Here is a 19,002-nt window from a genome sequence, read left to right as displayed (position 1 = left end):
ATAGCGCACCACTGAAGATTTCAATGACTTACAACTTCATATCGCTTGACAACCCCTCCAGTGAATTGCATGGCACGACGCTAAAGGCCAGGACCACTAGCTAATTCCTGGATGAATACGGACTTGCGACACATCCGAACGGGCCGCGGTGCGTATTCATTTAACACCCCTACCAAAAGGAGTAATTTCATGCAGAAGACTAAGCGCCTGCGCCTCGCCGGTGTTGCCACTATGGCGGCACTGTCCCTGACCCTCGCCGCTTGTGGTGGCGATGCCGGTAACTCAAACGGTGCTGGTGCATCCAACGTGTCGCCAGCGCCCGAGGGCCTCGATATCGAGGTCAACCCCGAAGGAGACTACAACCCACTCGAGCGCGACCAGATCCAAGACGGCGGCGAGCTGACCCTTGCCCTGGGTGAGCTAACGCAGCAGCAAAATGCATTCCACGCAAACATGACCTCTGACACCAGGGCGGTGTGGAACTGGTACAACCCGGTGCTGGCCAATTTCGATGGCGCGGGCAATTACTCCCCTAATGAAGCGTACGTCCTCTCCGCGGAGGAGAGCGTTGAAGATGACAAGACGGTTGTCACCTATAAGCTCAACCCTGAGGCTAAGTTCAATGATGGTACCCCTATCGACATCGAAGCCTTCAAGAACACCTGGGAGATGAACAACGGCTCCAACGCTGCCGTCACCCCGAACTCCACCGACGGCTACGAACTCATCGAGACCGTCGAGGCGGGTGCCGATAACTTCGAGGTTATCGTCAAGTTCTCCACTGCGTACCCATGGTGGCAGGGTCTGTTCAACAACGTATTGCACCCGGAGATCAACACGCCTGAGAAGTTCGACAATGAGTACCTCAACAACCTCAAGCCTGAATATGGCGCGGGCCCATTCAAGGTAGAATCCGTTGACTTCAACGCCGGCACCGTGGTCTTCACCCGCAACGACAACTGGTGGGGTGACGAAGCGAAACTCGATAAGGTGACCTACCGCCAGATGGAGTCCCAAGCGACAATCAACGCCTTCGAGGCCGGCGAAATTGACGCCGCTGGTGTTGGCAACCGCGAGAACCTCGAGGTCGCGGCCTCCATGGGTGACGCCATCGACGTACGCGCAGCCCTGCAGCCTTCCAACGCCCTATTCACCCTGAACTCCGACGCCCCCGCGCTGGCAGACATCAAGGTCCGCGAGGCAATCTTCAACGGCATCGACCGCTCCCAGCTAGCCCAGATTCGCTACAACGGCATGGGCTACTCCGAGGAGCTGCCGGGCTCACTCATCCTCTTCTCCACCCAGGAAGACTACGAGGACAACCTGGCGGATCTAATCTCCTACGATCCGGAAAAGTCCAAGTCCATCCTCGAAGAGGCCGGCTACACCCTCAACGACGCTGAGTACTACGAGAAGGACGGCGAGCAGCTGTCCATCCGCTACGTAGTAGTTGGCGACGATGAGGTCTCTAAGTCCATCGCCCTGGCTACCCAGAAGATGCTCAAGGATATCGGCATCGAGATGACCATCGATAACAAGCCGTCCTCCGAGTTCTCTGATATCACCTCTGAGCGTGACTTCGATATGTTCTTCTCCGGCTTCGCCTCATCCGATCCGTTCGGCGTGGCCTACTTCGGTCAGATCTACAATTCCGATTCTGACCTGAACATGTCCGGCACCGGCACCCCAGAACTGGATGAGAAGATCAAGGAACTCCAGCAGCTGCCTACCGCCGAGGAACAAATCGAGCGCTCCAACGAGCTTGAGAAGGAAGCCTTCGCGCAGTACGGACTGCTCCCATGGGCAAACGGTCCTTCCTACGTTGCGGTAAAGAAGGGCCTGGCGAACATGGGAGCCGCCGGCTTCGCCGTCCTACCAAAAGAAAACATCGGCTGGGCCAAGGAGTAACTACAATCCCACCCTGCCGCTTTAGGTAGCGCCGAGGGCCCTTCGCGGAAGCCACAAACAGGCTTTCCCGCGAAAGGGCCCTCATTCAATTCTAGCGACGCCTACGGCATCATTATCTGGCGCCGGCCCACACTGCTACCCCACCCGGCAGATCTACAGCTGAATCCATAGGGGTTAGGACAACAAAAAGCCGCCCCATTCAGTGACCGAAGTCAAAGAATGGGGCGGCTTAAGCTCTACCGGTTAAGGTGAGGACTCTTTAGGCGCTCTGGGAGCTTCCTAAATTAGTCCAGAACCTTGGTAACGCGGCCAGCGCCAACGGTGCGGGAGCCCTCGCGGATAGCGAAGCGCAGACCCTCATCCATAGCAACTGGCTGGATGAGCTCAACGCTCATCTCAACGTTGTCGCCAGGCATAACCATCTCGGTGCCCTCTGGGAGGTGCACAACGCCGGTTACGTCGGTGGTGCGGAAGTAGAACTGTGGACGGTAGTTGTCCATGAATGGGGTGTGGCGGCCGCCCTCTTCCTTCTTCAGGACGTAGACGGAACCCTCGAACTTGGTGTGAGGGGTGTAAGCGCCTGGCTTGATAACAACCTGGCCACGCTCAACGTCCTCACGCTTGGTGCCACGAAGCAGCAGACCACAGTTGTCGCCAGCCTCGGTGTAGTCCATCATCTTGCGGAACATCTCGATACCGGTAACGGTGGTGGTCTGAGACTTTTCCTTGATGCCGATGATCTCAACGTCCTCGTTGACGTTCAGCTGACCGCGCTCAACACGACCGGTAACCACGGTGCCGCGGCCGGTAATGGTGAAGATGTCCTCGATAGGCATCAGGAATGGCTTGTCGGTCTCACGCTCTGGGTCTGGGATGGAGTCATCGCAAGCCTGCATGAGGTCAACGACAGCCTGTACCCACTTCTCGTCGCCCTCAAGAGCCTTCAGAGCGGAGATGTGGATGATTGGAGCGTCCTCGTCGAACTCCTGCTCGGCGAGCAGCTCGCGGATTTCCATCTCAACGAGCTCGATGATTTCCTCATCGTCAACCATGTCGCACTTGTTCAGTGCAACGAGGATGTAAGGAACGCCAACCTGGCGAGCCAGCAGAACGTGCTCGCGGGTCTGAGGCATTGGGCCGTCGGTAGCAGCAACAACCAGGATTGCGCCGTCCATCTGAGCTGCACCAGTGATCATGTTCTTGATGTAGTCAGCGTGGCCCGGTGCGTCTACGTGTGCGTAGTGGCGCTTAGGGGTGTTGTACTCAACGTGGGAGATGTTGATGGTAATACCGCGCTCCTTCTCCTCAGGAGCCTTATCGATCTGATCGAATGCGAATGCCTCGTTCTCCTCAGGGTACTGGTCAGCCAGAACCTTGGTGATCGCTGCGGTGGTGGTGGTCTTGCCGTGGTCGACGTGTCCGATGGTGCCGATGTTCACATGCGGCTTCGTACGCTCGAACTTCTCCTTTGCCACTGTTTGTCCTCCTGGACTTCATAGGTGGCTACGACGTTCGCAGCCACGTGGTTTTAACATTGTCATTGGCACCCGCTCACCGGCCTAAACCGGAGCTCGAAGCGCTAATGACGCTTTCTTTACGTGCCAGTTACACGATCCTAGATTTATGCCACGGATTTTTCAAACCGAATCCATAGGAATTCGATATGTCCGTGGAAAAACTCTCACGGACGTACTTTTCCGCACAAGAATCCATGGTGGATCTTAGTTTGGAGAGTAACGGCCGGCTCAGCCCGCGCTTCGCACCCTAAGGGCTTTCGCGAGCTCAGCCCGGACCGCTACTCCCCGATTAACGCCTCAGCCGGATTCTTACCTGGCCGCACTACTGGCGAGCTGCGACCAACTAAGGATCCCAGGCGTTCGGGGCTAATAATCATTAGCCCCGTTCAAGGCTTTCCAGAGGGGATTAAGCCTTGTTGCCGGTGCGCTCCTCGATGATCTCCTGGGCTACGGAGGAAGGAACCTCAGCGTAGGAGTCGAAGACCATGGAGAAGTTTGCGCGGCCGGCGGTGGAGGAACGCAGGTCGCCGATGTAGCCGAACATCTCGGACAGCGGAACCTTAGCCTTAACGACCTTTGCGCCGGAGCGGTCTTCCATTGCGTAAACCTGGCCACGGCGGGAGGAGATGTCACCGTTAACGGTGCCCATGAACTCCTCAGGGGTGGTGACCTCAACGGCCATAACCGGCTCGAGCAGTACTGGCTTTGCCTTGGCAACGGCTTCCTTCAGCACCTGGGATCCAGCGAGCTTGAAGGCCATTTCGGAGGAGTCAACGTCGTGGTAAGCGCCGTCTTCCAGGGTTGCCTTGATGTTAACCAGTGGGAAGCCTGCAAGGTAGCCGTACTGCATTGCATCCTGGATACCAGCGTCAACGGATGGGATGTACTCGCGTGGAACGCGACCACCGGTGACGGCATTCTCGAATGCGTAGGTAGCGGACTCGCCCTCTTCCAGGGTTGCTGGGTCTGGGTTGTAAGGCTCGATGGTGACGATAACCTTCGCGAACTGACCAGAACCACCGGTCTGCTTCTTGTGGGTGTAGTCCAGGGACTCGACCTTCTTGCGGATGGTCTCGCGGTAGGCAACCTGAGGCGCACCAACGTTTGCCTCGACCTTGAACTCACGCTTCATGCGGTCAACCAGAACGTCGAGGTGGAGCTCGCCCATGCCGCCGATAACGGTCTGGCCGGTCTCTTCATCGAGCTCGACGGTGAAGGTTGGATCCTCGGCGGCGAGCTTCTGGATAGCGGTACCCAGCTTCTCCTGGTCTGCCTTGGTCTTTGGCTCGATGGAAACCTTGATAACTGGATCCGGGAAGTCCATGGACTCCAGGATGATCTGGTTGTCCTTGTCACACAGCGTGTCGCCGGTGGTGGTTTCCTTCAGGCCGATGACGGCGTAGATGTTGCCAGCGTCTGCCTGCTCAACAGGGTTCTCCTTGTTGGCGTGCATCTGGAACAGCTTGCCGATGCGCTCCTTCTTGGACTTGGTGGAGTTCATCACCTCGGTACCCGGCACAACCTGGCCGGAGTACACGCGGATGAAGGTCAGGGTGCCGAAGAATGGGTGAGCGGCAATCTTGAATGCCAGCGCAGCGAATGGGGACTCTACGGAAGGCTTACGGGTGATGACCTCGTCCTCGTTGCCCACAGCGTGGCCGTTAACCTCGCCGATGTCCAGTGGGTGAGGCAGGTAGTCAACAACCGCGTCCAGCAGAGGCTGGATACCCTTGTTGCGGTATGCGGAACCGCACAGAACTGGGTAGATCTCGGAGTTAACGGTGAGCTTACGGATAGCGCCCTTGATCTCCTCAAGGGTCAGCTCCTCGCCGCCGAAGTACTTCTCCATGAGCTCTTCGTCGGACTCGGCAACGGTCTCGATGAGCTTCTCGCGGTACTCCTCAGCCTTCTCCTGCAGGTCGGCTGGAATCTCTTCGATAGTTGGCTCGGCACCGGTCTCTACCTTGCCGCGCCAGGTAATAGCCTTCATCTCAAGGAGGTCTACTACGCCGTCGAAGTCATCCTCAGCGCCGATCGGCAGCTGCATAACCAGTGGCTTAGCACCCAGGCGCTCAACGATGGTGTCTACGGTGAAGTAGAAGTCAGCACCCATCTTGTCCATCTTGTTGACGAAGCAGACACGGGGAACGTCGTACTTAGCGGCCTGACGCCAAACCTGCTCGGACTGAGGCTCTACGCCTTCCTTACCGTCGAAGACGGCGACTGCTCCATCGAGGACGCGCAGGGAGCGCTCAACCTCAACGGTGAAGTCCACGTGCCCCGGGGTATCGATGATGTTGATCTGGTTGTTGTTCCAGAAACAGGTGACGGCAGCGGACGTAATGGTGATGCCGCGCTCCTTCTCCTGCTCCATCCAGTCCGTGGTGGATGCACCGTCGTGGGTCTCGCCGACCTTACGGTTGATACCGGTGTAGAAGAGAATGCGCTCGGTGGTTGTGGTCTTACCAGCATCGATGTGAGCCATGATGCCGATGTTGCGGACCTTGTTGAGGTCCTTAAGCACTTGTTGTGCCACGTTTATTACTCCAACTCATGTAATCGGATAATTTCGTTGTTCCATTGTGCCACGTCTCGGCAATTCCGGCAGCGGTAATCAAGTCCGGCTTAACGAAAATGCCGTGGTGTAAGGCTTCCCCTACACGCGTGGTCTTTAGCAAAATGACCCGGGCTCAGCACCAACCGGCGGCGGATCCCCGTCACCACGAGGCCGCGGCCACTCAGTGAGCCTGGGTCATAAAACTCATGCCAAGGACTACCAGCGGTAGTGAGCAAACGCGCGGTTTGCCTCAGCCATCTTGTGGGTGTCCTCGCGGCGCTTGACGGAAGCGCCAAGACCGTTAGCGGCGTCCAGAATCTCATTGGCGAGACGCTCGGTCATGGTGTTCTCGCGGCGCTGACGGGTGAAGGTTACGAGCCAGCGCAGTGCAAGGGTGTTTGCGCGGCCAGGGCGAACCTCAACCGGAACCTGGTAGGTAGCGCCACCGACGCGGCGGGAGCGAACCTCGAGATCCGGGCGGATGTTGCCCAGTGCCTTCTCCAGGGTGCCTACTGGCTCGGTGCCGGTCTTCTCGCGGCAGATCTCCAGAGCGCCGTAAACGATGCGCTCAGCGGTGGACTTCTTGCCGTCCAGGAGAACCTTGTTGACGAGCTGGGTTACCTGCTCGGAGTTGTATACAGGGTCCTTAACTACTGGACGCTTTGGTGCAGCATTCTTACGCATTGTTGATTACTGTCCCTTCTTTGCGCCGTAGCGGGAACGAGCCTGCTTACGGTCCTTAACGCCCTGGGTATCCAGTGCGCCGCGGATAATCTTGTAACGAACACCTGGGAGGTCCTTCACACGACCACCACGTACGAGCACCATGGAGTGCTCCTGGAGGTTGTGGCCCTCACCTGGGATGTAAGCGGAAACCTCGATGCCGGAGGTAAGGCGAACACGGGCTACCTTACGCAGTGCGGAGTTAGGCTTCTTAGGAGTGGTGGTGTACACGCGGGTGCAAACACCACGACGCTGAGGGGAACCCTTCAGCGCTGCGGTGGCTACCTTAGAGCGCTTATCGTGGCGGCCCTTGCGGACCAGCTGCTGAATAGTTGGCATTAACCAGTCTTTCTATTGAGTTTCAGCCTGCCAGGCGAGGCAAAAGACCTAAACATGCAAAAATAGGGGCTCTTTTCCGGGGCCCTTCCGCATGTCCAGAACATTTCACTAGCCTGCGGCCAATAAATGATCAGACCTTCGCGCTGCAGATTCTGCAGGCGAACCGCCGTCTAACTTAACACATCTAAAGCCGCAGATCAAAACGTTATTTCGATCTCTATGGGGGAGTTTCCCTCTGCGGCTATCGCCTACCGCCGGCGGCCAGTCACGCAGGCCGGCAAGCGCCTTCTATTCCCATCGCCAGGCGATTTCTGGTTCGATCCCCTCCGGTCCCCAGACCGCGAAGTGAGCCTTTTCCTGTTCCGCCCAGTCCTCAAACCAGGGCTCGTAGCCCGGATCGCGCTTTATCGCACGCTCCCTGCGCAACTCAACGGGACCGTCGACGTAAACCGTGACCACCCCGCCACGCTCTTCCGCCGCGGCAATTGACTCTTTGGTAATCGCCCCGGCGCCCTCCACGATCAGTTCATCGCGCGCGTCCAAGGAGGCCCAATCCCCCGGCAGGTTGGCATCCCAATCCCAGCGCCAGTAGCCCGGGTTGTTTTTGCGCAATACTTGTTCCGCGACCATCGCCGAGCCCTTTTGCAGGCCCTTCCAGCCGGGATAAAACTCGTCGAGGTGAACGGTTCGCCAGCCAGTCCGCTCCGACAGGGTGGCGGACAACCAGGTCTTCCCCGCGCCCGAGGGCCCATCCACCAGCACCGTTACCGGTTTAAACGGGCGTTTTCGATCCTGCGCTGCCCGGATGATCTCCCCCACCAGGCGCTCTACTTCCGCCGTAAACTCCTCGTCGCGAGTGTGTTTCTCCATGGCCTAGGCCCCATCTATCCTCTTTGGGAAAAGTCTGTGTCCTGCCGATAACCCGGCCCCGCAGCAGCGGGAGCCCAAAGGTTCTCCAGCCGCTACTTTCTATCGAAAATACCACCAGCTCCGACGCGGATAACGCGGCGCCTGGCTTTATTTTCTTTCCCACACGCGTCCAGCATCCCCGCCCCTCGGCCAGCAGCAAGCATAGGGCGCTACATGCCTAGGAACCGCCAAGCCCCGGACGCAACGGAAACCACGACCGGCGCCGCGGCCACCAGCAAACCTACGGCCAGTGCCCAGTAATCCGCCGTCCCCATGCGAGACTCACGGGCCCATGTCCGTGACTGTGCATACACCGGCGCACGCCCAAACCCCCGCGCCTCCATCGCGGTGGACAGCTTGCCTCCGCGCCTAAGTGCCAGAACTAGCAGGCCAAAGGTCATGGTCGCGAAGCGCTTTATTTTTCCCTCATCGCCCAGCCCCCTTGCCCGCCGGGCTCGCTCCATCGAAGACCAGTCATCCTTAAACAAGGTGATCATGCGCAGTCCCGCCACGGCGCCAAGGACGAAGCGTTCCGGCAAGCGCAGAATCTGCCCCAACGCATCACCCAGCCGAGTAGGGTCAATCCCACGCGCCAACACAATGACCGGAAGCGCCACGGCCAGCACGCGCAGCGCCATAGCTATGGCCAGCTCCACGGAATTAGAGGTCACTTTCACCAGCCAGAAGCTGAAGTATTCGGTGCCGCCCGGGGCGCCGTAAAGCAGCATGGATACCGCCGATAGCGGCGCGATGAGCGCTAGTGGCCACCCCGCCCGCCACAGCTGCGTGTAGGTCATTCCCACGAATGGAACCAGAACGAGGGTCAGGGCCAGCGAAACGGAAGCGCTTACCCAGTCAATGCTTAGCAGCAGCGGCGTGGTTACGATTACGATCAACGCCAAACGCGTCAAGGGGTTTAGCCTGCTCAACCTATCCACGCCCCTCCCCCGGCCAATCATGTCCGGTTCCGGTAATCTCAACCCGCCAATCTCCCAGCGCCCGAATAAAGAGTTCATCGTGGGTTACCGAGGCGATGGTCACCCCGTCATCTACTAACCCCCTAAGGAGCCCAACCAGCTCCACGAAGGTGGTTGGATCTTGGCCAAAGGTGGGCTCGTCTAGCAGCAGCACGGCCGGCGAGGCCACCAGTGCCGTAGCCACGGATAGCCGGCGCTTTTCTCCGCCGCTTAAGGTAAATGGATTGGCCTCGGCCAAGGCGCTCAACCGCAGGCGTTCCACGAGCTCTTCCACCCGCGCCGCATCCACGTCCCTCCCCATGACCTTGGAGCTCACCAGGAGTTCCTCGTAGACGGAACGCGTGACGAACTGATGCTCCGGGTTCTGAAACACCGTGCCTATTCGCCTGGCTAGCTGCCGGGATTTCCAAGTTAGCGGGGAGCCCTTAAGCCCGCTGCGCACGGTCTCCGCTACCCCAATCTCACCGGATCTAGCCGGCAGTAACCCCGCCATGGTCATCAACAACGTGGTCTTTCCCGCACCATTGGCACCAGTGACAACGTTAGACGCGCCGGAAATAAAGCCTAAGTTGCGAGCCGGCCCCCATTGGGTAACCAGGTCTTTAGCCCACAAGGCATAATCACCGCCCGCCACGGGTGTGGCCACGGGGAGTCCGGTAATCTCGCGGCCCGCGGTCACGGCGGCAAAATCGCCGTCCGCGGCAATAGCACCGTCCTCAATCAGCACGGCCCGGTCAAGGAGTTCGGCCCAGTGCTCAAACTTGTGCTCGACCACAATCAGCGTGGCGCCGGTAACCTCCGCTACCTTCGCCACGGCCTCGCGTACCGCCAGGGCGCCTGCGGGATCCAGATTCGCAGTGGGTTCGTCGAGCAGGATGAGCCCAGCGCCCATAGCCATCACCCCCGCCAGCGCCAAGCGTTGCTTCTGCCCGCCTGAAAGCTGCGCGGTGGGAAAATCGAGGCCCACACCCAGGCCCACCGAGTCCAGGGCTTCATCCACGCGCTTCCAGATCTCGTGCCGAGGCAGGCCCAGATTCTCGCATCCAAAGGCCACGTCATCCCCCACGCGCGCGGCGATGACCTGGCTATCCGGATCCTGGAGGACTAGGCCAACGGGGATGGATCCACCCGGCTGCTCGGCATGGCCGGCCGAATCGACGAGCCGCACAACGCCCTGCTGTTCACCCTCATCTGGCCCGCCGAGGACGCCTGCTATGGCGGCGAGCAGGGTGGATTTACCCGAACCGGAATCGCCGCACAGTAATACCTTCTCCCCTGGTTCGATCACCAGGTCGATATTGCGCAGCGCCGCTCGGTCACGCCCGGCATGGGTCCACCCAAACCCCTGGGCTTCAACCCTGGTCCCACTGTTTATCGCCATTGCTTAGCGGGCGGAACGGGCATTTCGTGACTCGCGCCCCACGGCGAATCGGTCAAGCGCACCGGTGGCGGCTAGCCCTCGGGTAAGCAACCACCCAACCAGGCCAGCCATTATCGCGCCGGACAGGGCCGTGCAGCCAAGGTAGATAAGGTTGAATTCCAAAGATTTGGCGATGTTTCCACTGGTGACTAGCTCCAGGCACCACGCGGCCACGCCCGCGCCAGCACCAGCCAGCATCGAAACGCCCAGGCCGAATCGCTTGTACAGGAAGATGGCGAAGATGAGTTCGGCGCCTAAGCCCTGCACGATCCCGGAGTAGAGGGTCTCCACGCCCCACTGGCTACCCAGCGCGGCGGAAAGGGAAGCGGCGAGCGCCTCGACGTAAAGTGCGGCGCCCGGCTTGCGAATGATGATGCCGCCCAATACGCCGCCGATGAGCCAGAATCCCGTGATCAGGCCACCGAAGCCCGGGGTGAGCGCGTCTAGCGCATTGAATCCGGCGTAGCCCACGGTGTTCCACACCACGAACAGCAGCGCACAGGCTACCGCCAGGATGGAGGCCACGATGATGTCTACCACTCGCCAGCCCTTGGATTGCCTGCGGGCAGGCGCACTAGTCCCTGTATTTGTCATGATTCTTCCTCTCGCCGGAATTACCCGGATCAGGTTCAACGGTTCCCGCCTTCTGCGGAATCTCAGCCCGGCCGCGGTGCGCGGCCGTTAGGCACCCGTGTATGTGTAATTGTAAAGTCCACGCTTTAAGCGCAACGCCGCTGATCCTAGCACCTTGCGGCTAAAAACGATATGGCTTCTATTCAAAACGCCGCGTGTTCGCGGCATGCGAAAGCCCCGGCCTCCCCCACCGCGCGTGGGCGGGGAAGAAACCGGGGCTTATCGGCACTAACTCGGCGCCTAGGCGCGAATCCTGGCCTTAGATGAAATCCTCATCCAATGGGACCGAGGCGCCGGTGAACTCACCGAAGCCATCGTCGCCGTAGATGGAATCACCATAGGTTGGGATGGAGTAAGCGGCATTGCGCGCGGCCTCGGTAGGCTTCAGCGTGATGTTGCGGTAGCGGGAGATACCGGTACCAGCCGGGATCAGCTTACCGATGATCACGTTCTCCTTGAGGCCAATCAGCTTGTCAGAGCGCTTGTCGATCGCGGCGTCAGTCAGGACCTTAGTGGTCTCCTGGAAGGACGCTGCGGACAGCCAAGACTCGGTAGCCAGGGAGGCCTTCGTGATACCCATGATTTCCGAACGCAGCTGAGCCGGCTCACCCTGCTCGGCAAGAGCAGCGGCGTTAACCTTCTTAGCCTCGGTCAGATCCACCAGGGTGCCAGGCAGGAACTCGGTGGAGCCCGCATCGATGACGGTGCCGCGGCGCAGCATCTGGCGCACGATGATCTCAATGTGCTTGTCGTGGATGGCTACACCCTGGGCGCGGTAAACGGCCTGAACCTCATCGATCAGGTGCTTCTCAACGCCACGGCGGCCGAGAACCTCGAGCACATCGTGAGGATCGGCAGCGCCACGCATCAGGCGCTCGCCGACGGTGACATGGTCGCCCTCGCGCAGCGTGCGCTCGATGAGGGTATCAGGGTTGCCCTCCATTGGGCGGCGGACCTGAGCCAGGCCCTGGCGCTTGGACAGCTTTTCGTAGACCACGTTGTCAGAACCATCGTCCGGGGTAATCGTCAGCGTCCAGAAGTTGCCCTCATCGGACAGGGAGACGGTGCCGTCAACGGAGGCGATCGGCGCGCGGTTCTTAGGGGTACGTGCCTCGAACAGCTCCTGAACACGAGGCAGACCACCGGTAATGTCACCACCAACACCACCCTGGTGGAAGGTACGCATTGTCAGCTGGGTACCAGGCTCACCAATAGACTGTGCCGCCACGATGCCCACTGCCTCGCCGATGTCGACAAGCTTGCCGGAGGCCATGGACTTGCCGTAGCACTTAGCGCAGACACCGGCTGGGGTCTGGCAGGTCAGTACGGAACGAACCTTGGCCTCGAGCACACCAGCGTTAACGATCTTGAGGGAGTTCTCCTCGTTGACATCCTCGCCGGCGGAGACGAGTACGTTGCCATCGGCATCGGTGACGTCGGTCGCGAACACGCGGCCGGAAGCGGTGGTCTCCCACAGCTCGTGCAGGACGTAGGTGTTCTCGCCAACCTTGGTGCCGAACGGAACGCGGACGCCCTGACGGGTGCCGCAGTCCTCTTCGCGAACGATGACGTCCTGAGCCACGTCGACCAGACGGCGGGTGAGGTAGCCGGAGTCCGCGGTACGCAGAGCGGTATCCGCCAGGCCCTTACGGGCACCGTGGGAGTTGTTGAAGTACTCCAGAACGGACAGGCCTTCGCGGAAGGAGGTCTTGATTGGACGGGTGATGTAATCACCCTTGGAGTTCACAACCATGCCCTTCATGCCGGCCAGGGTCCAGATCTGGCGCATGTTACCTGCCGCGCCGGACTTCACGATCATTGGGATCGGGTTGTCATCCGGGTAGAGGTCCTCAACCGCGTTACCCACGGTATCGGTAGCATCCTTCCAGAGCTCAACCAGGCGGTCGTAGCGCTCGCGCTCGGTCAGGGCACCCTGCTCCCAGTACTTGTGCTCAATGCGCTCAGCTTCCTTCTCGTAAGACTCAAGAATCTCAGTCTTGTTAGGAAGCACCAGAACGTCATGCATGGTGATGGTAACGCCGGAACGGGTAGCCCAGTAAAAGCCGGCGTCCTTCATCTTGTCCATGGTCTGGGCGACGGTGATCATTGGGTACTTGGCGGCCAAGTCGTTAATCACATCGCCCAGCAGCACGACGCCGGAGCCACCCTTACGGGCCATAACGCCCTCGAGGTATGGGTAGTCCCATGGCAGCAAATCATTGAACATGATGCGGCCGAGCGTGGTCTCTGCGTACCAAACGTCGCCCTTGTTCCAGCCGTCGGGGAAGAGCTCCGCTTCCTTATCGGCAGGCGGACGCAGGTGGGAAATGCGAACCTTGATTGGTGCCTGCAGACCCAGAACGCCACGGTCATACGCCATGATCGCCTCGGCGTAGGAACCGTAGATGCCGGTGGCCGGTTTGTCCTCGGAAGGCTCGGTGTAGCGGCCCTCGCCACCAATCTCATCCGGGCCCTTGTCCATGGTCAGGTAGTAAAGACCGGTAACCATGTCCAGTCGAGGCATAGCCAGTGGCTTACCGGACGCTGGGGACAGGATGTTATTGGACGCAAGCATGAGCACGCGCGCCTCGGCCTGAGCCTCGGCGGACAGCGGAAGATGGACTGCCATCTGGTCGCCGTCGAAGTCAGCGTTGAACGCCTCACAAGCCAACGGGTGCAGCTGAATTGCCTTACCCTCAACCAGCTTAGGCTCGAACGCCTGAATACCCAGGCGGTGCAGGGTTGGTGCGCGGTTGAGCAGCACTGGGTGCTCGGAAATGGCCTCTTCGAGAACGTCCCACACCTCGGGGCGCTGGCGCTCAACCATGCGCTTAGCGGACTTGATGTTCTGGGCGTAATCATTTTCAACCAGACGCTTCATCACGAATGGCTTGAACAGCTCCAGCGCCATCAGCTTAGGCAGGCCGCACTCGTGCAGCTTGAGCTGAGGACCAACGATAATTACGGAACGGCCGGAGTAGTCGACGCGCTTACCCAGCAGGTTCTGGCGGAAGCGACCCTGCTTACCCTTAAGCAGGTCAGACAGGGACTTCAGCGGGCGGGAGCCCGGGCCGGTAACCGGACGGCCGCGGCGGCCGTTATCGAACAGCGCGTCAACGGATTCCTGAAGCATGCGCTTCTCGTTGTTCACGATGATCTCTGGGGCGCCCAGATCGATCATGCGCTTCAGGCGGTTGTTGCGGTTGATCACGCGGCGGTAGAGGTCATTGAGGTCGGCGGTCGCAAAGCGGCCACCGTCCAGCGCAACCATTGGGCGCAGCTCCGGCGGGATAACCGGGATGCAGTCCAGGACCATGCCCGCCGGATCGTTGCCGGAACGCTGGAAGGCCGCGACGACCTTCAGGCGCTTGAGCGCGCGTGCCTTCTTCTGGCCCTTGCCGTTGTTGATGATCTCGCGGAGCTCTTCCGCCTCGGCGTCCAGATCGAAATTGCGGATCAGGGTCTGGATCGCCTCGGCACCCATGCCGCCGGTGAAGTAATCCTCGTAGCGGTCGATGAGTTCCTCGTAGATGGTCTCATCGATGATCATCTGCTTAGGAGCCAGCTTGGTGAAGGTGGTCCAGATTTCCTCGAGGCGGGCAATCTCGCGCTCGCCGGCCTCGCGGATGTGCTTCATTTCCTTATCGGCAGCGTTCTGTACCTTGCGGCGGGCGTCGGCCTTGGCGCCGGCCGCCTCCAGCTCAGCCAGATCCGCCTCGAGCTTGGCGGCGCGCTCAGCAATGTCAGCCTCGATGTCATCCTGCACGTCCTTCTTCTCGAGCAGCATTTCGCCCTCGAGGGTGGACAGGTCATTGTGACGGGCCTCTTCATCGACGGAGGTGATGATGTTCGCCGCGAAGTAGATGATGCGCTCAAGGTCCTTCGGCGCCAGGTCAAGCAGGTAGCCCAGGCGGGAAGGAACACCCTTGAAGTACCAGATGTGGGTAACAGGAGCCGCGAGCTCGATGTGGCCCATGCGCTCACGGCGAACGTTGGAACGGGTGACCTCAACGCCACAGCGCTCACAGATGATGCCCTTGTAGCGCACGCGCTTGTACTTACCACACTGGCACTCCCAGTCACGGGTAGGGCCGAAGATGCGCTCGCAGAAGAGGCCGTCCTTCTCCGGCTTCAGGGTGCGGTAGTTAATGGTCTCAGGCTTTTTGACCTCGCCCTTGGACCAGCGGCGAATGTCATCCGCGGTGGCCAGGCCGATGCGCAGCTCGTCGAAGAGATTTACGTCAAACACGTAACTTCTCCCTTTCATCCCCCACTAAGGAGGAAGTTGATGGCTTTATAAGTTCTATTAGTCGTATTGTTCCCGCCCGCCTCCGGGGTGGGTGACACCCGGGAGGCGGGAAGTTATAAGGGAACCGAGCCTTTGAAAGGCTTAAGCGATGCTTGTTAAGCGGTACCGTTATGCGATGTCTGCGGAGGAGTTCTCATCACGGGACAGGTTAATGCCCAGTGAGGAACCGGATTCCATGTCATCCTCATCGGTACCGGAGAGCTCCATCGGGGTGCCGTCCGCGGAGAGGACCTCCACGTTCAGGCACAGGGACTGAAGCTCCTTGAGCAACACCTTGAAGGACTCAGGAACGCCTGGATCCGGGATGTTTTCGCCCTTAACAATCGCCTCGTAGACCTTGACGCGGCCAACCACGTCATCAGACTTGATGGTGAGCAGCTCCTGGAGGGTGTAGGCCGCGCCGTATGCCTGCATCGCCCACACCTCCATCTCGCCGAAGCGCTGGCCACCGAACTGTGCCTTACCGCCCAGAGGCTGCTGGGTAATCATGGAGTAAGGGCCGGTGGAACGAGCGTGAATCTTCTCGTCAACCAGGTGGTGCAGCTTGAGCATGTACATGTAGCCCACGGAAACCGGGTACTTGTACGGTTCGCCGGAGCGGCCGTCAAACAGCTGCGCCTTGCCTTCTTCATTGACCAGTACGTCACCGTCGCGGTTTGGCTTGGAGGAAGCCAGCAGGCGGGAGATTTCCTCATTGGTCGCACCGTCAAATACCGGGGTTGCGGTCAGCGAATCGGCCGGAACGTCGTAGAGCTCCTCAGGCAGAGTCTTGAGCAGCTCGGCGTTCTTTGGATCCTCAGTGTCAACCTTCCAGCCGGCGTGTGCCAGCCAGCCCAGGTGAACCTCGAGCACCTGACCGATGTTCATACGGCGGGGCACGCCGTGGGTGTTCAGGATGACGTCCACCGGGGTACCGTCGGCCATGAATGGCATGTCCTCGGGCGGCAGGATCTTGCCAACAACGCCCTTGTTGCCGTGGCGGCCGGCGAGCTTGTCGCCGTCCTGGATCTTGCGCTTCTGGGCCACGTAAACACGGATCATCTCGTTGACGCCCGGGTTCAGATCGTCGTCATCCTCGCGGGAGAAGCGGGCTGTGCCGATGACCTTGCCGGTCTCGCCGTGTGGAACCTTCATCGAGGTATCGCGAACCTCGCGAGCCTTCTCGCCGAAGATTGCGCGGAGCAGGCGCTCCTCCGGGGTCAGCTCGGTCTCGCCCTTAGGCGTAACCTTGCCCACCAGGATGTCGCCGGGGCGCACGTCGGCGCCGACGCGGACAATGCCGCGCTCGTCAAGATCGCGCAGGACGTCATCGGAGACGTTCGGGATCTCGCGGGTGATTTCCTCGGGGCCCAGCTTGGTATCACGAGCGTCAATCTCGTGCTCCTCGATGTGGATGGAGGTCAAGATGTCCTCTTCCACAATGCGCTGGTTAAGGATGATCGCATCCTCGTAGTTGTGGCCTTCCCAAGGCATAAACGCAACCAGCAGGTTGCGGCCCAGGGACATTTCACCATTGTGGGTACCCGGGCCGTCCGCCAGGACCTGGCCGGCCTCAACGCGGTCACCGATGTTTACCAGTGGGGTCTGGTTGTAGTTGGTGCCCTGGTTGGTGCGCTCGAACTTGCGCAGCATGTAGGTGTCACGCTGGCCCTCATCGTCCATGATGGTGATGAGCTCACCGGTGACGTTTTCTACAACGCCGGCCTTAGGGGTGATAACCAGGTCGCCCGCGTCATACGCCGCACGCTGCTCCATGCCGGTGCCCACGTATGGGGCCTCGGAGCGAACGAGTGGCACGGCCTGGCGCTGCATGTTGGCACCCATCAGTGCACGGTTTGCGTCGTCATGCTCAAGGAACGGAATCATGGCGGTTGCCACGGAAACGGACTGGCGAGGGGATACGTCGACCAGGTCAACGCCCTTGCCGTCGGTCACGCCGATGGCGCCGTCAGCCAAGCGAACCTCGATACGGTCGCCGATGATGTTGCCCTCAGCGTCCTGCTCAACCTCGGCCTGCGCGATGGCGTAACGGTCCTCCTCATCGGCGGTGAAGTAGACAACCTCATCCGTGATGCGGCCGTCAACCACCTTGCGGTAAGGAGTCTCGATGAAACCAAAGGAGTTTACGCGGGCGTAAGAAGCCAGGGAGCCAATCAGACCAATGTTTGGACCTTCGGGGGTCTCAATAGGGCACATGCGGCCGTAGTGAGATGGGTGAACGTCTCGAACCTCGATGCCGGCGCGGTCACGAGTCAGGCCGCCTGGGCCCAAGGCGGACAGGCGGCGCTTGTGGGTCAGGCCAGACAGGGAGTTGTTGTGGTCCATGAACTGGGACAGCTGGGAGGTACCGAAGAACTCACGGATAGCTGCGGAAACCGGACGCACGTTGATCAGGGAGGTAGGAGTGATGGACTCAGCATCCTGGGTGGTCATGCGCTCACGGACGACGCGCTCCATGCGCGCCAGGCCAACGCGGACCTGGTTCTGGATGAGCTCACCCACGGTGCGCAGGCGGCGGTTACCGAAGTGGTCGATGTCATCGGTGTTGATTGGGATAATCTCGCCGTTAGGCGCTTCCATCTCTCGCTCACCTGCGTGCAGGCGCACCAGGTACTCGAGGGTGACGGCGATGTCTTCCTCGGTCAGGGTCATCAGGCCCTCATGATCGCCGCCGAGCCCCAGCTTGCGGTTGACCTTGTAGCGGCCCACGCGGGCCAGGTCGTAGCGCTTGGCGCGGAAGAAGGCGTTCTCCAGCAGGGACTGCGCCAGCTCGCGGGTAGGCTGCTCACCCGGGCGCTGCTTGCGGTAGATCTCCAGCAGCGCCTCATCGGTGTTTGCCACACCGTCAGACTCGAGGGTGGACATCATGAGCTCGGAGAAGCCGAAGCGCTCCTTGATCTGCTCCTCGGTCCAGCCCAGGGCCTTCAGCAGCACGGTGACCGGCTGGCGGCGCTTGCGGTCGATGCGGACGCCGACGGTATCGCGCTTGTCCACATCGAACTCCAACCAAGCACCGCGGGAAGGGATGACCTTCACTGCGTGCAGCGGGCGCTCGGTGGACTTGTCAATCGTCTGGTCGAAGTAGACGCCTGGGGAGCGCACCAGCTGGGACACCACGACACGCTCGGTGCCGTTGACGATGAAGGTGCCCTTGTCCGTCATCATTGGGAAGTCACCAATGAAGACGGTCTGAGACTTAATTTCCTGCGTCTCTTTGTTGAAGAACTCCGCCGTCACGTACAACGGCGCGGAGTAGTTAATGTCCTTTTCCTTGCACTCATCGACGGTGTTCTTCACCGGCCAGAAGTGGGGCTCAGACAGGGACAGAGACATGTTGCCGGAGTAATCCGTGATAGGAGAAAGCTCCTCCAGGATGTCCTCAAGGCCGGACGTGATGCGTGCATCGTCGCCGCGCTCTGCCTGCTGCTGTTCGCGCCACTCCGGCGAACCAACGAGCCATGCAAAGGAGTTAAGTTGTAGATCAAGGAGGCCCGGGACGGCGATAGGTTCGCTGATCTTCGCGAACGAGTAGCGCGTCGGGGCTCCGGGGATATTGGCCACTGACTTGGTCTGGCGGGAGACTGCCAAGATGGGTCCTTCCAGCACCTCACGCGGATTGCGGCTCACCCCGGCAGGCGAGCAGCAAAACCGCTGGTAATTTTAGCATTCGGTCTGCTGTGGAATAACCGGGGCCAGATAGCACAAAATCA

Annotated in this window: 11 protein-coding genes; 1 reads left to right on the top strand and 10 read right to left on the bottom strand. The window is 60.0% G+C overall.

The genetic code is table 11. The features are described from left to right. The first annotated feature begins 189 nt into the window (after nt 1-189). The gene (locus CENDO_RS01825; RefSeq protein WP_136140511.1) at nt 190-1,908 is read left to right on the top strand and encodes an ABC transporter family substrate-binding protein; all 1,719 of its coding nucleotides are present in this window, start codon (nt 190-192) and stop codon (nt 1,906-1,908) included. Between the two features lie 284 nt (nt 1,909-2,192). Here the strand turns inward: CENDO_RS01825 and tuf are convergent, their stop codons facing one another. The 10 genes from tuf to rpoB form a co-directional block, all read right to left on the bottom strand. After that, the gene (gene tuf / locus CENDO_RS01820; RefSeq protein ID WP_136140510.1) at nt 2,193-3,383 is read right to left on the bottom strand and encodes an elongation factor Tu; all 1,191 of its coding nucleotides are present in this window, start codon (nt 3,381-3,383) and stop codon (nt 2,193-2,195) included. Nucleotides 3,384-3,831: 448 nt separating this feature from the next. Then, nucleotides 3,832-5,961: an elongation factor G gene (fusA, locus tag CENDO_RS01815; RefSeq protein ID WP_136140509.1), complete on the bottom strand. Its 2,130-nt coding sequence runs from the start codon at nt 5,959-5,961 to the stop codon at nt 3,832-3,834. A gap of 237 nt (nt 5,962-6,198) precedes the next feature. Next, a complete protein-coding gene (gene rpsG, locus CENDO_RS01810; protein ID WP_136140508.1) occupies nt 6,199-6,666 on the bottom strand; it encodes a 30S ribosomal protein S7 in 468 nt (155 codons plus the stop codon). A gap of 6 nt (nt 6,667-6,672) precedes the next feature. Continuing rightward, on the bottom strand, nt 6,673-7,044 hold the full coding sequence (rpsL, locus tag CENDO_RS01805) for a 30S ribosomal protein S12 (RefSeq protein ID WP_046646811.1): 372 nt from the start codon (nt 7,042-7,044) through the stop codon (nt 6,673-6,675). Nucleotides 7,045-7,332: 288 nt separating this feature from the next. Beyond that, entirely contained in the window at nt 7,333-7,914 is a 582-nt protein-coding gene (locus CENDO_RS01800) for a nucleoside/nucleotide kinase family protein (RefSeq protein ID WP_136140507.1), read from the bottom strand. A 209-nt stretch (nt 7,915-8,123) separates the two neighbouring features. Then, the gene (locus CENDO_RS01795) at nt 8,124-8,912 is read right to left on the bottom strand and encodes an energy-coupling factor transporter transmembrane component T family protein (RefSeq protein WP_136142095.1); all 789 of its coding nucleotides are present in this window, start codon (nt 8,910-8,912) and stop codon (nt 8,124-8,126) included. Further along, nucleotides 8,884-10,311, bottom strand: coding sequence for an ABC transporter ATP-binding protein (locus CENDO_RS01790; protein ID WP_136140506.1), 1,428 nt, complete (start codon nt 10,309-10,311; stop codon nt 8,884-8,886). The genes CENDO_RS01795 and CENDO_RS01790 overlap by 29 nt, the downstream gene beginning before the upstream one ends. A gap of 3 nt (nt 10,312-10,314) precedes the next feature. Further along, a complete protein-coding gene (locus tag CENDO_RS01785) occupies nt 10,315-10,944 on the bottom strand; it encodes an ECF transporter S component (protein ID WP_136140505.1) in 630 nt (209 codons plus the stop codon). Nucleotides 10,945-11,242: 298 nt separating this feature from the next. Beyond that, a complete protein-coding gene (locus CENDO_RS01780; RefSeq protein WP_136140504.1) occupies nt 11,243-15,232 on the bottom strand; it encodes a DNA-directed RNA polymerase subunit beta' in 3,990 nt (1,329 codons plus the stop codon). A gap of 168 nt (nt 15,233-15,400) precedes the next feature. Continuing rightward, nucleotides 15,401-18,898, bottom strand: coding sequence for a DNA-directed RNA polymerase subunit beta (rpoB, locus tag CENDO_RS01775; protein ID WP_136142094.1), 3,498 nt, complete (start codon nt 18,896-18,898; stop codon nt 15,401-15,403). Nucleotides 18,899-19,002: the final 104 nt, after the last annotated feature.

The organism is Corynebacterium endometrii, assembly GCF_004795735.1.
GTDB classification, from domain to species: Bacteria; Actinomycetota; Actinomycetes; order Mycobacteriales; family Mycobacteriaceae; genus Corynebacterium; species Corynebacterium endometrii.
The sequence above is the reverse complement of the archived record's forward strand: the minus strand, read 5'-3'. Positions and strand labels throughout refer to the sequence as shown.

Coding starts and splice junctions, on each gene's coding strand:
- CENDO_RS01825 (WP_136140511.1), top strand. CDS start 190: ATGCAGAAGACTAAGCGCCTGCGCCTCGCCGGTGTTGCCACTATGGCG.
- CENDO_RS01800 (WP_136140507.1), bottom strand. CDS start 7,914: ATGGAGAAACACACTCGCGACGAGGAGTTTACGGCGGAAGTAGAGCGC.
- CENDO_RS01790 (WP_136140506.1), bottom strand. CDS start 10,311: ATGGCGATAAACAGTGGGACCAGGGTTGAAGCCCAGGGGTTTGGGTGG.
- CENDO_RS01795 (WP_136142095.1), bottom strand. CDS start 8,912: ATGATTGGCCGGGGGAGGGGCGTGGATAGGTTGAGCAGGCTAAACCCC.
- rpsG (WP_136140508.1), bottom strand. CDS start 6,666: ATGCGTAAGAATGCTGCACCAAAGCGTCCAGTAGTTAAGGACCCTGTA.
- rpsL (WP_046646811.1), bottom strand. CDS start 7,044: ATGCCAACTATTCAGCAGCTGGTCCGCAAGGGCCGCCACGATAAGCGC.
- CENDO_RS01785 (WP_136140505.1), bottom strand. CDS start 10,944: ATGACAAATACAGGGACTAGTGCGCCTGCCCGCAGGCAATCCAAGGGC.